We start from the raw sequence: 15,427 nt of genomic DNA on the forward strand, positions 1-15,427 counted from the left end.
ATATAGGGATAAACAGAAAACATATGGCACAGTATAACTTAAACATCAATGGCAAAACTCACCAAGTAGACGTAGATCCTAACACACCTCTATTGTGGGTATTGAGAGATCATTTGGATTTAGTGGGTACCAAATTCGGCTGTGGAATAGCCCAGTGTGGAGCCTGTACGGTACATGTAGAGGGTAATGCGATAAGATCCTGCTCCTACCCAGTAAGCGCGATAGAAGACAAAAAAGTTGTTACTATAGAGGGCTTGTCTGAAAAGGGAGATCATCCAGTGCAAAAAGCTTGGCTCGAACATGATGTCCCACAATGTGGTTATTGCCAATCAGGACAAATAATGACTGCAGTATCCCTTTTAAATCAAAACTCCAATCCGACAGATGAGGAAATTTCTCAAGCCATGAACGGTAATATCTGTCGCTGTGGTACTTATACCCGAATTAAGGCCGCCATTAAAACAGCTTCAAAATCAATTTAACCCACTGCACCATGACATTAATCGAAAAAAAATTAAATAGAAGATCCTTCCTGAAAGTATCTGCCCTGGCTGGAGGTGGGATGATGCTAAGCTTTAGCTGGTTAGCAGGATGTAAACCTACAAATGAGGAAATTTTGACCATGCCTGATGAATGGTTTGAAATTAACAGTTATATAAAAATAGGCGAAAACGGGGCAGTAACCCTCTTCAACCCCAACCCTGAATTTGGGCAGAATGTCAAAACTTCTCTACCCATGATTTTGGCAGAGGAATTGGATATAGATTGGAAAAAAGTGTTTGTGGAGCAGGCAGACTTTTATCCTGATCGTTTTGATAGGCAGTTTACAGGAGGCAGTAATAGTGTCCGGTCAAGTTGGAAACCGCTGCGGACGGCAGGTGCCACTGCCAGACAACTGATTATAAACGCAGCATCCCAAACATGGAATGTACCCGTTGAGGAAATAACCACAAGCATGGGAACTGTGGAGCACAAATCCTCTGGCAAGAAAGCAGGATATGGTGAAATGGCCTCATTAGCGGGAACCTTGGATGCTCCGGATCCAGAAACGGTTAATTTAAAAGAAATACCCGATTTCAAGATTATTGGTAAATCCAAAAAGAATGTAGATGGAAATAAGATTGTTACCGGAAAGCCACTTTTCGCTCTAGACCATAAGGTGGAAGGAATGAAGTATGCATCTATTGTACATCCTCCGGCCTTTGGAATGAAGCTAAAGTCATTCGACAAAAATTCAGTCACCTCCCTACCAGGGATTCAAGATGCCTTTGAATTGAAAATTTTTAAGGATGACTATGGCAGAAATTTCTTTGACACCACTACTTTTCCAGTCATTATTGCGATCGTAGGCAATTCCACTTGGGAAGTATTACAAGCAAAGAAAAGTCTAAAAGTCGAATGGGAAAAGGCCTCAGACAGTACCTTCCCTATGGCGGGACGAGGTGGCCAAAACCGGGAAATCAAGGTACTTGGAGGTTTGGAAAACTCCAGTACACATAAAGAGAAAATGGCCGAATACATTTCCAAACCAGGTAATATCCATAGAAAAGATGGCGATCCGGAAACTGCTTTTAAACAGGCATCCAGGATAATTGAAAGGACTTATTCAGCACCATTTTTGGCACATAATACCATGGAGCCCATGAATGCTTTCGCCGATGTCAAAGATGACCAAGCCATCATCTATGCGCCTACCCAAGCTCCTGAATTAATCAGACAAACCCTTTCCAGTAGTTTGGGCTTACCAGTAGAAAATATACAGATCAACCTTGCCAGAATGGGAGGAGGATTTGGACGTAGAGCTTATAGCCACCATCTGACTGAAGCGGCTTTAATCTCTCAGAAAATAAAGGCTCCTGTAAAAATGGTTTATACCAGGGAAGATGATATGACTGCAGGAGTTTATAGACCTACCTATTCGGCAACTTACAGGGCAGCTTTGGATGCGAACAACAATCTTCTTGGTCTTCATGTGAAGGCGGGAGGAATTCCTGAATCTCCCCTACATGCCAATAGGTTTCCTGCAGGAGCGATAGATAATTACCTGGCAGAAAGCTGGCAAATTGATTCCAATATTACCATTGGTGCTTTTAGGGCTCCTAGATCCAACTTTATCGCTGGTGCAGAACAAAGTTTCTTGGATGAGCTGGCGGAAGAAATGGGGAAAGACCCGATCGAATTCCGCTTGGAACTACTCAAAAGAGCTGAGACCAATCCTGTAGGCGAAAGGAATGACTACGACCCCAAGCGATATGCCGGAGTCTTGGAATTGGTACGCGAAAAGTCTAACTGGTCAAATGTGCCATCCGGTATCGCTAGAGGGGTATCTGCTTATTTCTGTCACAATTCCTATGTCGCAGAAGTAGTGGATATTAGTATTAAAAACAAACAGCCTGTAGTTGAAAGTGTATTTGCAGCAGTTGATTGCGGGATTGTAATAAACCCTGATGCAGCTGCCAATATGGGCGAAGGAGCCATAGTAGATGGAATAGGAAATGCCTTCTTTGGTGAAATGACATTTGAGGATGGTGTTCCTACAAAGAGTAATTTCGATAAATACCGTATGATACGGCATAACGAAGCTCCAAAGAAAATTGAAGTACATTTTGTGGAAAATAATGAGGCCCCCACAGGATTGGGAGAACCACTCTTCCCTCCTATCTTTGCGGCATTAGGTAACTCTCTTTACAAAGCAACTGGCAAGCGCTTGTATGAACAGCCTTTTCAACCACAAATATTACAGATTGAGAACCTGAATATGTAGCCTGATCCAAATTAGAAATGGGAGATGTCCCCGGATTAAGGAGCTTGTCTCCCATAACTTTAGACAAACAATTCCAAGTCTAATCTTTTGATTTATTTGGGAATTTATTCTATGGGCTGGTTTTGTTCTAATAACAATTGGTATATGACTATATCTATACACTATATTATAGAAATGATGAGCCTTTTTAAATTAATGTAACCTTGAACTCAAATACAAAAATTTATCTAGACTACAACTCTACCACTCCATGCGATGAAAAGGTGGTTGAGGCTATGCTTCCCTATTTTAGTGAGAAATTTGGGAATTCATCCAGCTCAACCCATTCTTTTGGATGGGATGCAGAAGAAGCCGTTGACATTGCCAGAGAACAAATAGCAGAACTGATCAATTCAAAAAGCAATCAACTCTATTTCACCTCAGGAGCAACGGAAGCCATCAACTTAGCCCTAATAGGCACCTGTGAAGCCTTAAAACCAAAGGGTAAACATATTATTTCCTGCACTACAGAGCACCAGGCTGTCCTAAGCACATTACAAGAACTTGAAAAAAGAGGCTTCAACATAACCTTATTGAAAGTGGATGGTAATGGAAATTTAGATTTAGATGCATTTCAAGAAGCCATCAGGCCAGAAACTATCTTGACTTGTATCATGTATGCAAATAATGAAACAGGTATTATTCACCCAATCCAAAAAATTGCGGAAATAGCCCATGCTAAAGGTGTTTTGGTCATGAGTGATATTACACAGGCTGTTGGGAAAATACCTTTAGATATAGAAGGTTCAGGGATAGATATTGCGACGTTTTCGGCCCATAAGATTTATGGGCCAAAAGGAATCGGGGCCCTGTATATCCGCAACAGAACTCTACTAAATATATCTCCTATCCATTTTGGAGGAGGCCAAGAAAGGGGATTAAGGCCTGGCACTTTGAATGTTCCTTCAATTGTAGGATTTGGTATGGCATGCCAACTATGTATTGAATCAATGTCACAGGAAAGTCAGCGTCTGAAGAAATTAAGGGATAAGATTGAACAGGAATTATTGACACTTGGTGATATAAAAATCAATTCATTCAACGAACATCGTTTACCCCATATGTCCAATATTACATTTAAAAATATCGAAGGAAATAAATTATTACGGCTAATGGGCAATTTGGCTATCTCACAAGGTTCTGCTTGCAGCTCTGGGACAATAGAACCTTCACACGTTTTGCTAAGCTATGGCCATTCCAAAGAAGCAGCACTATCCTCTATTAGAATATGCTTGGGAAGACAAACCACATCCCAAGAAGTTGAGATAGCAATAAAGACCATTAAATCTACCATCAAAAACTTAAGGAAGGTTTTGATATGAGAGAATTGGAACATATATATCTAGCATATGAAACAGCTAAATCCAATAAATTAAATTGTGTTCTTGCCACCGTGGTTCATGTAGAAGGCTCTTCCTATAGACGTGCCGGAGCAAGAATGTTAGTGGATGAGCTTGGACAAATGACAGGTGCCATCAGTGGAGGTTGCCTTGAGGGGGACGCCTTAAAAAAATCCCTTCATGCGCTCCATCAAAACCGCAATAAACTCATCACCTATGATACAAGTGATGAATCAGATGCCATAGTTGGAGCACAGTTAGGCTGTAACGGGATCATACAGATCCTATTTGAACCGATTGACTATAACAATCCGGAAAACCCTGTTGAACTCTTAAAAGAAGTACTGCAAAACAATAATAATTCGGTACTTGTATCCCTATTTAATCTCCAGAAAAACCAGGTACAGATAGGCACTTCCCTTTTATTTAATATTGGAGGAAAAACCTTAGGAGATGGCAGAAGTACTGAGTTTTTACAAAAGATAAAATCCGATGCAAAATTCGCCCATTCAGCCCATAAATCCTGCTTCAGAACATATCGGTCAAAGAAAGGAGAATTACAGGCTTTCTTCCAGTTTGTTCCACAACCCATCCATCTGGTAATCGTGGGTGCTGGCAATGATGCCCAGATTTTAGCATCTATGGCAGACTCCTTAGGATGGAATATTTCTGTAATTGATGGTCGCGCTACCCATGCAAATAAAGAAAGGTTTCTCGGTTCATGCCAGGTGGTTGTCACAGAGCCAGAAAAAGCATTGGAAGCATTGGATATCAATGATAACACGGTATTTGTCCTAATGACACATAACTACAAATACGACCTTGCCATCCTGGAATTATTGCTACTCAGGGAATCCCTGCTCTATATCGGTATCCTCGGCCCTAAAAAGAAATACAAGCGCATGCTTGAGGATATGGCCGAAAAGGGCATACACCCAAGTGCCGAACAAAAAAACAGGATTTATGCACCAATAGGGTTGGATCTTAATAGTGAAACACCGGCAGAAATAGCACTTTCAATCCTCTCTGAAATCCAAAAAGTCCTTTGTGATTCAAGTGCCGACCATTTGAGGGACAAATTAAACAGGATTCATGTAGATGAGCCCAGTGAATTTCAATTGGTACAATTAGAAAACCAGTAAATAAATGTAAAAACCATTAGAATTTCCAAGCTCGAATACTTATTAAAATATTCAATTATGGATATAACTATTAAATACTTTGGTGCTGTAGCAGAACAGGCCGGTACATCTACAGAATTCCTAACTCTCTCTCAAGCGGAGATTGAATTGGACGATTTCAAAGCCTTATGTTTTAAGAAATACAATATAACCAATATGGGCTCCGTCAAAACGGCTATCAATCGTGAACTAAAGGAAACTGGGTATATCAAAAGTGGGGATGAGGTGGCGTTTTTACCGCCATTTGCCGGTGGATAATGAAAACCCATAAGTTGACAGCGCTTAATTTTACATTGAAAACAAAGTTAATTTGAACCGCACAAATTGTTTGTTTTCTAAAAAACACCTTCAATGATTCAAAGGAACAATACATTAATAAAGCCGCAAATAAAGGACCGTTTTGGAAGACCACATACTTATCTGAGGATTTCCCTGACCGATAGGTGTAACCTCAGGTGTTTCTACTGCATGCCTGAAGACCGAATTCAGCTAACAGAAAAAGCCAATATCATGACCCTTGAGGAAATTATCATGATAGCCAAGGTTTATCACACATTGGGCGTTAATACTTTTCGACTAACAGGAGGTGAGCCTCTAGTCCGTAAAAACCTAGATTATCTAATCCGTGAACTCGCAAGTCTCGGCGTGACCCTCAAACTGACAACCAATGGTATACTCTTGGATAAATACCTTGAACTATTTAAAGAGGTGGGGTTAAAACACATCAATATCAGTCTGGATACACTGGATCAAGCAAAGGCACTGTTTATTACCAAGCGTGATTATTACCACAGAATCATGTCAAACATACAGTCAGCAGTTGATCATGGACTAAGGGTAAAATTAAATGTGGTACTCATAAAAGGAGTAAATGATCAAGAGATCAATGATTTTATTGAATTGACTAAAAGCAATCCAATAACGGTTAAGTTTATAGAATTTATGCCCTTCAAAGGGAATAAATGGGATTGGAGTAAGGGAATTGGCCAACAAGAAATCTTGGAAACCATTAATCAAAAATTCAAAGGTATTGAAGCTATTGATAATCCAAAACACAGCACTTCCGTCAATTTTAGAATAAAAGATCACCTAGGGACTTTTGGTATTGTAAGCACAATTACCAACCCATTTTGTTCAGAGTGCAATAGAATCCGACTTACTGCTGATGGAAAAATGAAAAATTGCCTTTTCGCCAATTCAGAAACAGACCTGTTAGGCCCATTACGTGAAAACAAAAATATCAGGGATTTAATCCTTGAAAGCATCAAGACAAAGAAATTCTCACGTGACGGTATGGATGAAGAAATGGAATCTGCCATATATGAAAATAACCGATCGATGATTTCAATCGGTGGTTGAGGGTTTCAAGTTAGATTAGGGCTTATTCTAGTCAAGCTTTTCCATAAATAAGTAAGGACAATAAACCAGAAAGTTTTAACCCAAAACTGGATTGTTTTTAGTATTCTCTTCGAAATAACTCATTCGAATCAAAAGGGCATTTGACCACATTTTTCATTAAGTAATCCATGAATAAAAAAAGCTACAGAAGAAAATCTCCAGTAGCTTCTTAACTACCTAATTTAAATATATAACACTTATAAGTGTTGAGGGGTAGGACGAAACAATAAATCATTGATATCTACATCTTCCGGCTGACAGATGGTAATAGCTACCACTGTGGAAGAGGAATCAGCAGTAATCTTTCCAAATCCGCTACTGGCTCCGGTAGTTACGACAAATTTACATTATATATTTTCCATTTTAAAATACTTTGTATTTATTATCAATTCAGTAAATAGAAAAACAAAAAAGTCGTTTCAACATCCTATTTCAAAGAGGCATTATATTCCCTATCAGAGACTTGGTCCAGCCATTCCGTGGGGCCGCTTCTCCTGCTGGTAATGGCTACTTGGATGAATTGGCTTTCGGCACTTGCACCATGCCAGTGGGGAGTATTTGCTGGACATTTTACAGTCTCCCCTTTCCTTAAGATTCGTTTTGGGCTTCCTTTTTCTTGATAATAACCTTCTCCATCTATCGCCAAAATGATCTGACCATTGGGATGTGAGTGCCAATTGGTCCTTGCTCCGGGTTCAAAGGTGACACTTCCAACTGAATTTTGGTTTATACTATCAGCATCGACCAACATTTCCAGATAGGCTGTTCCTGTGAAATTGCTATTTTTTATTTTCTGCCCTTTGGGGAAAACCAAAGACTGCTGGATTTCAGAGATAGTGGAGTCTTCATTTTTGCAGGCTAATATTGACATTATCATCAAAAAAAGAATTGCTCTAAATTTTAAATTCATCTTTTCGGATTTTACAGGTTATTGGTATAAAATTCCCCCAACTTATCAATAGCTTGATTCACATATTCCGGTTTCCAGTAGGTTTGGATATGGGTTGCACCGTCTATGAGAAACAACTCCTTCGCCTTGGCATTGATCGCCTTTTCGTAAGCTTTATCGGTCATATAATAAGTATCGGCTTTGCTTCCTGCGATCATCAGTAAAGGTTGATCCAAAAGTTCGATTTCATCGGTGGCATCCCAAGTCATCAGGTCCAAGAGACTGCTCATGGTATAGCCTCCCCCCGAATTTGGGTGTGCATGTGTTTTATTGTAATAGATATAGCCTTCCCTGTACAGGTCAAAAGGAAGTGAAGCTATTTGCTCCTTGGTCAAAGATGGTGTACCGCCACCCACATACAAAACCTCTCCTCCATTAGCTTCTTGTGCCCTTGCCTTTGAGGCTTGGTCCAATCGTTCCTGGATAGTGGCTGTTTGTGATTTTAAAAACCCATTTCGCCTGACTTCACCTGAATTGAACATACTCAATGTGGCAATGGCCTCAAAACGCTTGTCGGATTGGGCTGCTTTCAACGAATAACCACCACCGCCACAAATGCCTAACAACCCTATCTTGGCAGTATCAACTCCTTCAAATTGTGAAATAAAATCTGCCATACCGTGAATATCATCCACACGATTTTGAGGTATATCAACGTTTCTTGGTGTTCCGCCACTTGCTCCTTGGTAGGCGGCATCTGCTGCAATTGTTATATAGCCCAGTTCTGCCAAACGTTGTGCGTACAATCCCGCCACTTGTTCTTTCACACCACCATTTGGGTGGGCTATAATTATAGCTGGATACTTTTTATTGACGTCAAAACCTGCTGGTGTATAAACATTGGCGGAAATATCAATACCGTTTAATTTGTAGGTGACCGAATGTATATTTACCATGCCTTTTTCATTTTTAGTAATTGCATTGGCATAAACCAAGGTGAATGGATTTCCATTTTGTACTTGGGCAATTCCTTGGGCTTTTAAATTAAATGTAGCCATTAATGCTATTATCAATATAACTGAATACTTCATTTTGAGACTTCTTATTTTTTTAATTGTTCTGCTACGGCATCGTAATATTCCTGGGTAACCACTTCTGTCCAGGTAGTTGGATTTTCACCTCCGTATAATGCCAAATAGGTTACATCACTCTCCTTGGTAGAAGAATGCCAATGTTCGACGTCTTTTGCACATTTTATCACATCGCCGGCTTTGAGGATTACGGGATCCTTTCCTCTTTCCTGATAATAGCCTTCACCTTCCACGTAGATCAATACCTGTGCTGAGGAATGCTTATGCCAGTCAAGCGTGGAGTTTGCCTTAAACGTTGCTTTGGTGATGCTATAGCCCAATTCACTATCGCCTGTCAACAGCCCATTTAGCCAAGCTTCTCCGATGTAATGGGTGTTAGGCGCTTTAAAGCCTTCGTTCAGGTATGAGGAAACTTCGTAGCCCCCTTGTTGGGCAAAAACACTCACGGGAACGATGAACAATAATGTAATGAGTAAGTTTTTCATATTTTTCAGCTTTTAGTTAAGTCCTTTATCATTAAGCCACCCATTCATTAGGTTGGCAATTTCTGCATTGTTGAGATCTGACATTGGGAAATGGGTATTCCCTTCGATTCCAATTTTCGGTAAGTGTACCACTTTGGCGTCACCCCCATATTTGTTGATAGCTTTCACAAACAATTTTGCCATTGCCAAACGAGGACGCCAATTATCCGTACCATAAAAGCTTTCCTGCGTTTCAGGGATAAAATCACCATAATAAATGATGATCGGAATTTTGGTCAGTTTCAGAAAATCCAGTTTGGAAACTGGCACTGCCTCCAATGTTCCTGCCGAACTCTCCATTGGGTCGGGCACTTCGCCTTCGGGAAAAACAAAGCCACTTCCAGGTTCATAAGAAACAATGGCCTTGATATTACTGTTTTTAATGGCGGTGGCCCAACCTTGCCCCCCACTATGGGAATGGGTTATTAGGATACCATCACCGATTTTGTCAAACAGGGCTGATACTGCGTTTGTATTTACTTCAAAATCTATAGCCCCCAGATCCGGACTGATTTGTCTGTAAAATTGATTGAGCGTTTCCGGACTTTTATCAAATTGTACATTGGGCATAAATTCATCCCCTTTGGCAATCCTGAACATTCCCAACCAATACTGTTCATTGGGTGTTGCGGGAATGGAGGATTCTTCTGGCCCTCTTCCGCCTTGCCCCCTACGTGGTTGGTCGATTAGATATACAGAGAAGCCCTTTCTTAGAAAAATTGTCTGAAAACCTTCACGGCCATCGGCCGTTGTCTGCCAGGTTCTTGCTGTTTGGCCGAACCCATGCCAAAATACCAAAGGCAATTTCTTGGCATTGCTCGGTATCTGATACTGCACTGTCGCATGGTCGACATGCAGTGTTTGACCTTCTTTTTGTGGATTGTTTGGGTTATACTCTCCCTCGGCTTTGATGATTACTCCACCGACTGCAAATACACCTTGTTCCTGTAGGCTTATTGGTTTTCTTCCTTCAGTTTGTGCCAATATGCTGCTTATAGATATAAGTGCTAGCAGCGTCAAAATAATCCGTTTCATTTAACTGATTTTTAAATTGTTATTACAAATTTCAGAAAAAAAACAAAGAGTATATGTAGATGAATTACTGAGGTACTTACCAATATTACAGGGATGTTCTATTTTACCCTTTTTTAGGGTAGTTCTGAAATTATTATTTTAGCAGATTTCATTTTCTTTTCGTCTAAATAAAGCCTTAGACTCTCAACTAAAAGATCTAACTGACCTTTGGTAAACCCTTGGTTCAAGCATATTCCCAAATGCCCTCTCAGCATGGGTTCTACATCGCCCATGGCCATCAAAGCCGATATGGTGGTCAATTCTCTTTGCTGATAGGTCAGCACATCCCGCTCAAAAATATCCGCAAAGAGATGCTCCTTTAGGAACCTATCAATTTCGGGGGAAAACTGTTGGTAAGCAGCTTTGGTCTCAGGTAAAGGGCTTTTGATGAGCTCCTCCAATACTTTTTTGCCTCTGTCGTATTTGGGCAGTGTGTCATCAATTGGAGAAGCTTCCTTTCCCCAATTATCGTTGATTCCGTCAGCTTCTCGTTCTTCTAAAACCGAAAGAAATGTTTGCAGTCCCATGATGCTTTTAGGAAACCCCACATAAGCGTACAGGTGCACCAATTGCTCCTTTATTTGGTTCACCGTCAATCCATTGTCAAGACCTTTCGATAATTCAGGTTTCAGCCCTTCCCAATCGCTTATTGCCGTAAGGGCCGCTATTGAGGCCATGCTTTTCTGTTCCTTATCGAGTTGCTGTGCTTGAGAGCGGTAACAAACATTGAATAGCAATAGCACAGCTATTATCTTAAACATTCTCATCTGTCTATCATTTTTTGGGCTGCAGCGGAATACCTTTCGCCCACAAGTTGGATATTTTTTAAAGCAGTGGATACCTGGAATAAATCATCATCGGACAGGTTGATTTTTGTACTGCCCACATTTTCTGTCAGACGATGTTGCTTGGTAGTTCCAGGAATTGGGAGAATGAACGGTTTTTGGGCCAATAACCATCCCAAGGCAATTTGGCCGGGAGTGGCCTGCTTTTGTACCGCTATTTTCTTGACCAAATCTACCAATGCCTGGTTTGCCTTTCGGTTTTCCTTTGAAAAGCGAGGTACCGTATTCCTGAAATCATTGGGATCGAATTGGGTGCTTTCTGAAATAGCACCCGTCAAAAAACCTTTGCCCAGAGGGCTGAATGGAACAAAACCTATCCCAAATTCTTCCAATAAGGGAATAATCTCCTTTTCCGGCTCCCTATAAAAGAGCGAATATTCACTTTGCAATGCTGCAAGCGGCTGAATGGCATGCGCTTTCCGGATGGTAGTTGCACCTGCTTCAGACAAGCCCCAGTGTCCTATTTTCCCTTCCTTAATTAGATCACTCATGGTACCCGCCACATCCTCCATTGGAACGGATGGATCCACTCTATGCTGGTAAAAAAGATCTATATGATCTGTGTTCAATCGTCTTAGGGATGATTCGGCGACTTCCCTTATCCTCTTGGGACTGCTATCAAGGCCTTTTTTGGAATCACCGTCCTTAAAGCCAAATTTGGTAGCAATCACTACTTCCTTTCGGAAAGGGGCAATCGCCTCTCCCACCAACTCCTCGTTAGTAAATGGGCCATAGCATTCCGCAGTATCAAAAAAGGTTATGCCCTGCTCAAACGCAGAACGAATCAGTTTGATCGCTGCGTTCTTTTCTGTGGGAGGCCCATAGCCAAAACTCAGGCCCATGCAGCCCAGTCCAAGCGCGGAAACTTTCAATCCCTGATTTCCCAATGTCCTTTTTTCCATGGTTCCTAATATTTTATATATCCAATTTTGTTTCACTCAGCCATTTGACCATTTCTGGGTTTCTATGGTCAAAAAACAAGGTAGATCCTGTATCCAAGGCTGCTATGGAATGCATGTCTTCTTTTGAAATTTCGAAATCGAAAATCCTAAAATTCTCCTCTATCCTTTCCTTATGGACCGATTTTGGAATGGCAATTACATTTCTTTGGATCAGCCAGCGCAGAATCACCTGGGCTATGGATTTGTTGTATTTCCTTCCTATTTCGGACAACACTTCATTTTGGAAGATACCGTTCTTCCCTTCGGCAAATGGGCCCCAAGACTGCATCTGTACATTGTGATCGATCAGAAAATCATGGCTTTCCTGCTGTTGATGAAAAGGGTGTGTTTCGATCTGGTTAATGGCCGGGGCAAACCCACTGTTTATGGTAAGGTCCACAACCCTGTCAGGTTGAAAATTTGCCACTCCTATGGCCTTGATCTTCCCTGCCTGATATAGTTCCTGCATGGCCTTCCAGGAGCCAAAGACGTCCCCATAGGGTTGGTGGATAAGGTAAAGGTCGAGGTAATCGAGCTGTAACCTTTCAAGTGTCCTTCTAAAGGCAGCTTTAGTGCTTTCGTAGCCCATATCCTGCACCCAAAGTTTTGAGGTAATAAACAGTTCCTTTCTGGCTACCCCACTCTTTATTATCGCATTTCCCACCGCCGCTTCGTTCATATATGCAGATGCAGTGTCTATGAGGCGGTAACCTATATTTATGGCATCCATTACTGCCCGTTCACATTCCTTTAAATCAGGTATCTGAAAAACCCCAAATCCCAAGAGGGGCATTTCCAATCCATTGTTCAATTTGATCTTTTTCATAGTTTCCGTGTTATTTTATTTACAAAGGTCCCTGTTTTTTATTCTATTGGGCTTATGCAGGTTACAGGTTTACATACCATTTTCACTGATTCCGATCCAGTAGCACTGAAAGTCCTTCTGACTGCTTTCCTTTTGACTCTCCGTGCTCTTTTTTTCTAAAAGCCTGTATTCTAAGGTAAGTCAAAGAACGCCACAACCATTCCAATGGGCCGTACAAAAAATGCCTGAGCCAATACCTGCTGAGCAGAATTTGCACAGTGTAAATCAAGATCCCCACCAAAAACAATTTGGTCGGGTTTGCCCCACCGAAGAACGGCCCAAATGCCCACATAGAAAAAAGAAAGCACCCTACCGAGCCCTGCATCAGGTAATTGGTAAGCCCCATACGGCCGTAAGGGGACAGGATTTTCAACACACTCCCTCCCACTGTAGTTTGATAAAGGACAATAAAGGCCATCATCAACGCCCCGGAGAAAAATACCAATTCAATATCCTCCAAAGCCTTGACGGCCAAAATCCTGGCAGAAACGACATTTCCTGCAGGATTGAACAGCATACGCGTCTCCACTGAAGGGAACATGCTCTGGACGAGCAAGGTCAGGAGCAAACCCAACAAAAAGCCAAAAAACAACAGAAGGTTACGCCTTTTGTGGACCTGCAAAGATTCAAAGAACCGGAGACGGCCTACTACCAGTCCCATTAGAAAAAGTGCCAAGGTAACATATCCCCTCCCCACCATACCAAACTGGTAATTGAGTTTTCCCATATATCGCTGGTTATAATTATGCTTGGCAGTATTGAAGAATGAAGGATTGACTATATGTTCAGGGGTCCCTTCAGCAACCTCTTGGCTACTCCTATCCACCTGTTCTACAGGAGGATTACCTAATGCATGGTTGTTTATTGTGGCTTGAATGGTTCTAGGGACACCAACCAGTAGTAGACCGGAAAGTAACAACAGCACCCAGTTTTTGGTCTTGTAAAGCGGAATCATTATCAGCCCAAAGACGGCATAGACGGAGATGATTTCGAGGGGATAAAAGGAATGGGCCAATACACCCATAACAAACAAAATGACCATCCTCCATGCAAAGCGCCCTCTAAAATCCACTCCTTTTCGACTCGCACTGTCCATTTGTATAAAGAAACTAAGCCCAAACAAGAATGCGAAAATATTGATAAACCTTCCCATAATTATATGTTGCCCGATCCAATGGACCGTTTCGTCCAAAGGCGGGAACCAAGGGAAGGCCTGCTCACCTGCTCTGGAATAAATCCCAAAATGCTGGAGCATGTGGATTAGAACCACACCCAATAAGGCGAAGCCTCTTAGAGCGTCCAATACGTTGATACGTTTGAGGGGTTTTGATAATGTTTTTGCAGCTTCCATATAGTAAACTTCTTGATTTTAGAGAGGAGAAATTTTCCCATTTAACATTTGTGTTTACAAACATCCCTCTTTTATTCCGTCAAGGGCTTATACAGATTACGGGGACTCCTACCAGTTTTACTGATTTTGATCCTGGTCACTCCACCAACTGGATATAAATCCGTAATATTGAAGCATATAAACCAAGAACGGTCATGGAAAAACTAAGAAGATTTGAAACGGTCAATGACTATAATGTTTTCAACAACAATGAAACCCTTCACCCGTTGGTGAGCATTGTGGATTTGTCAAAAGCAGACCAAAGAAGGGCATCCAACATGTACTTTGGATTCTATACGATATTCCTAAAAGAAGTGAAGTGTGGAAATCTGCGATACGGCCGTCATACCTATGATTATCAAGAAGGGACACTGGTATTTATAGCCCCCGGCCAAGTGGTGAGCGTGGACAATACCGGTGAGCTATACCAACCCCAGGGGAAGGCCCTTATTTTCCATCCCGACCTGATTTTGGGATCTTCCTTGGCCGGCCACATGGACAACTACACGTTCTTCGGTTACCAATCCAATGAAGCCCTCCATTTATCCCAGCGTGAAAGGAATTTGATCTTGGAGTGTTTTTCCAAAATCTCTTACGAGCTGGAGCAGTCCATCGACCATCACAGTAAAAAGTTGATTATTTCAAATATTGAGTTGCTTCTAAATTACTCCGTGCGTTTTTATGACCGCCAGTTTATCACGCGGGAAAATGTCCATCAAGGAACACTGGAAAAATTCGAATCGCTTTTAAATGGCTACTTCAAATCTGATAAGCCTGAAAAATTAGGACTACCTACCGTTACCTATTGTGCAGATGAACTCAACCTATCTTCCAATTATTTTGGAGATTTGATTAAAAAACAAACAGGAAAAAGTGCACAGGAATACATACAGTCCAAATTAATTGCCATAGCTAAAGAAAGAATATTTGATATTGATAAGGGAATCAGTCAGGTGGCCTATGAATTGGGGTTCAAATATCCACAGCATTTCACCAGGCTTTTCAAAAAAGCTGTAGGACAAACTCCAAATGAGTATAGAAACAACCGATTAAATTAAGCAGAAAATATTTTTTCAAGTTAGCCTG

Annotated in this window: 15 protein-coding genes; 7 read left to right on the plus strand and 8 right to left on the minus strand. The window is 41.3% G+C overall.

The annotated features are described in order from the left end of the window. Positions 1 to 23: 23 nt before the first annotated feature. From ECHVI_RS20270 to moaA, 6 genes are all read left to right on the plus strand, one after another. Positions 24 to 482, plus strand: a complete 459-nt coding sequence (locus tag ECHVI_RS20270) for a (2Fe-2S)-binding protein (RefSeq protein ID WP_015267899.1) — start codon at positions 24 to 26, stop codon at positions 480 to 482. Between the two features lie 11 nt (positions 483 to 493). Further along, entirely contained in the window at positions 494 to 2,764 is a 2,271-nt protein-coding gene (locus ECHVI_RS20275; protein ID WP_015267900.1) for a xanthine dehydrogenase family protein molybdopterin-binding subunit, read from the plus strand. Between the two features lie 203 nt (positions 2,765 to 2,967). Next, complete coding sequence (locus ECHVI_RS20280) at positions 2,968 to 4,125, plus strand: cysteine desulfurase family protein (protein WP_015267901.1); 1,158 nt, start codon at positions 2,968 to 2,970, stop codon at positions 4,123 to 4,125. Further along, complete coding sequence (locus ECHVI_RS20285; protein ID WP_015267902.1) at positions 4,122 to 5,285, plus strand: XdhC family protein; 1,164 nt, start codon at positions 4,122 to 4,124, stop codon at positions 5,283 to 5,285. Before ECHVI_RS20280 ends, ECHVI_RS20285 begins: the two co-directional genes overlap by 4 nt. Before the next feature lie 57 nt (positions 5,286 to 5,342). After that, complete coding sequence (locus tag ECHVI_RS20290; protein WP_015267903.1) at positions 5,343 to 5,582, plus strand: MoaD/ThiS family protein; 240 nt, start codon at positions 5,343 to 5,345, stop codon at positions 5,580 to 5,582. 93 nt (positions 5,583 to 5,675) lie between these two features. Then, the gene (gene moaA / locus ECHVI_RS20295; RefSeq protein ID WP_015267904.1) at positions 5,676 to 6,683 is read left to right on the plus strand and encodes a GTP 3',8-cyclase MoaA; all 1,008 of its coding nucleotides are present in this window, start codon (positions 5,676 to 5,678) and stop codon (positions 6,681 to 6,683) included. 466 nt (positions 6,684 to 7,149) lie between these two features. Here moaA and ECHVI_RS20300 read toward each other — a convergent pair whose 3' ends face one another. The 8 genes from ECHVI_RS20300 to ECHVI_RS20335 form a co-directional block, all read right to left on the minus strand. Then, a complete protein-coding gene (locus ECHVI_RS20300; protein WP_229683484.1) occupies positions 7,150 to 7,593 on the minus strand; it encodes a cupin domain-containing protein in 444 nt (147 codons plus the stop codon). Positions 7,594 to 7,643: 50 nt separating this feature from the next. Beyond that, positions 7,644 to 8,702, minus strand: a complete 1,059-nt coding sequence (locus ECHVI_RS20305; RefSeq protein ID WP_015267906.1) for an alpha/beta hydrolase — start codon at positions 8,700 to 8,702, stop codon at positions 7,644 to 7,646. 11 nt (positions 8,703 to 8,713) lie between these two features. Continuing rightward, a complete protein-coding gene (locus tag ECHVI_RS20310; protein WP_015267907.1) occupies positions 8,714 to 9,187 on the minus strand; it encodes a cupin domain-containing protein in 474 nt (157 codons plus the stop codon). A 12-nt stretch (positions 9,188 to 9,199) separates the two neighbouring features. Continuing rightward, positions 9,200 to 10,261: an alpha/beta hydrolase gene (locus ECHVI_RS20315; protein WP_015267908.1), complete on the minus strand. Its 1,062-nt coding sequence runs from the start codon at positions 10,259 to 10,261 to the stop codon at positions 9,200 to 9,202. A gap of 113 nt (positions 10,262 to 10,374) precedes the next feature. Next, on the minus strand, positions 10,375 to 11,061 hold the full coding sequence (locus ECHVI_RS20320; protein WP_245553380.1) for a carboxymuconolactone decarboxylase family protein: 687 nt from the start codon (positions 11,059 to 11,061) through the stop codon (positions 10,375 to 10,377). 2 nt (positions 11,062 to 11,063) lie between these two features. Then, complete coding sequence (locus ECHVI_RS20325; protein WP_015267910.1) at positions 11,064 to 12,047, minus strand: aldo/keto reductase; 984 nt, start codon at positions 12,045 to 12,047, stop codon at positions 11,064 to 11,066. 13 nt (positions 12,048 to 12,060) lie between these two features. Further along, on the minus strand, positions 12,061 to 12,912 hold the full coding sequence (locus ECHVI_RS20330; RefSeq protein WP_015267911.1) for an aldo/keto reductase: 852 nt from the start codon (positions 12,910 to 12,912) through the stop codon (positions 12,061 to 12,063). 82 nt (positions 12,913 to 12,994) lie between these two features. Further along, positions 12,995 to 14,302, minus strand: coding sequence for a DUF418 domain-containing protein (locus tag ECHVI_RS20335; protein ID WP_015267912.1), 1,308 nt, complete (start codon positions 14,300 to 14,302; stop codon positions 12,995 to 12,997). A 194-nt stretch (positions 14,303 to 14,496) separates the two neighbouring features. Between ECHVI_RS20335 and ECHVI_RS20340 the strand changes: the two genes are divergently transcribed. Beyond that, on the plus strand, positions 14,497 to 15,399 hold the full coding sequence (locus tag ECHVI_RS20340) for a helix-turn-helix domain-containing protein (protein ID WP_015267913.1): 903 nt from the start codon (positions 14,497 to 14,499) through the stop codon (positions 15,397 to 15,399). Positions 15,400 to 15,427 lie beyond the last annotated feature (28 nt).

It is taken from the genome of Echinicola vietnamensis DSM 17526, from assembly GCF_000325705.1.
GTDB lineage: Bacteria > Bacteroidota > Bacteroidia > Cytophagales > Cyclobacteriaceae > Echinicola > Echinicola vietnamensis.

Excerpts from the sequence above, each read along its gene's own strand:
- ECHVI_RS20290 (WP_015267903.1), top strand. The coding sequence starts at position 5,343 with ATGGATATAACTATTAAATACTTTGGTGCTGTAGCAGAACAGGCCGGT.
- ECHVI_RS20300 (WP_229683484.1), bottom strand. The coding sequence starts at position 7,593 with ATGTCAATATTAGCCTGCAAAAATGAAGACTCCACTATCTCTGAAATC.
- ECHVI_RS20305 (WP_015267906.1), bottom strand. The coding sequence starts at position 8,702 with ATGAAGTATTCAGTTATATTGATAATAGCATTAATGGCTACATTTAAT.
- ECHVI_RS20285 (WP_015267902.1), top strand. The coding sequence starts at position 4,122 with ATGAGAGAATTGGAACATATATATCTAGCATATGAAACAGCTAAATCC.
- ECHVI_RS20340 (WP_015267913.1), top strand. The coding sequence starts at position 14,497 with ATGGAAAAACTAAGAAGATTTGAAACGGTCAATGACTATAATGTTTTC.
- ECHVI_RS20330 (WP_015267911.1), bottom strand. The coding sequence starts at position 12,912 with ATGAAAAAGATCAAATTGAACAATGGATTGGAAATGCCCCTCTTGGGA.
- ECHVI_RS20325 (WP_015267910.1), bottom strand. The coding sequence starts at position 12,047 with ATGGAAAAAAGGACATTGGGAAATCAGGGATTGAAAGTTTCCGCGCTT.
- ECHVI_RS20270 (WP_015267899.1), top strand. The coding sequence starts at position 24 with ATGGCACAGTATAACTTAAACATCAATGGCAAAACTCACCAAGTAGAC.
- ECHVI_RS20320 (WP_245553380.1), bottom strand. The coding sequence starts at position 11,061 with ATGTTTAAGATAATAGCTGTGCTATTGCTATTCAATGTTTGTTACCGC.
- ECHVI_RS20335 (WP_015267912.1), bottom strand. The coding sequence starts at position 14,302 with ATGGAAGCTGCAAAAACATTATCAAAACCCCTCAAACGTATCAACGTA.
- ECHVI_RS20310 (WP_015267907.1), bottom strand. The coding sequence starts at position 9,187 with ATGAAAAACTTACTCATTACATTATTGTTCATCGTTCCCGTGAGTGTT.
- ECHVI_RS20315 (WP_015267908.1), bottom strand. The coding sequence starts at position 10,261 with ATGAAACGGATTATTTTGACGCTGCTAGCACTTATATCTATAAGCAGC.
- moaA (WP_015267904.1), top strand. The coding sequence starts at position 5,676 with ATGATTCAAAGGAACAATACATTAATAAAGCCGCAAATAAAGGACCGT.
- ECHVI_RS20275 (WP_015267900.1), top strand. The coding sequence starts at position 494 with ATGACATTAATCGAAAAAAAATTAAATAGAAGATCCTTCCTGAAAGTA.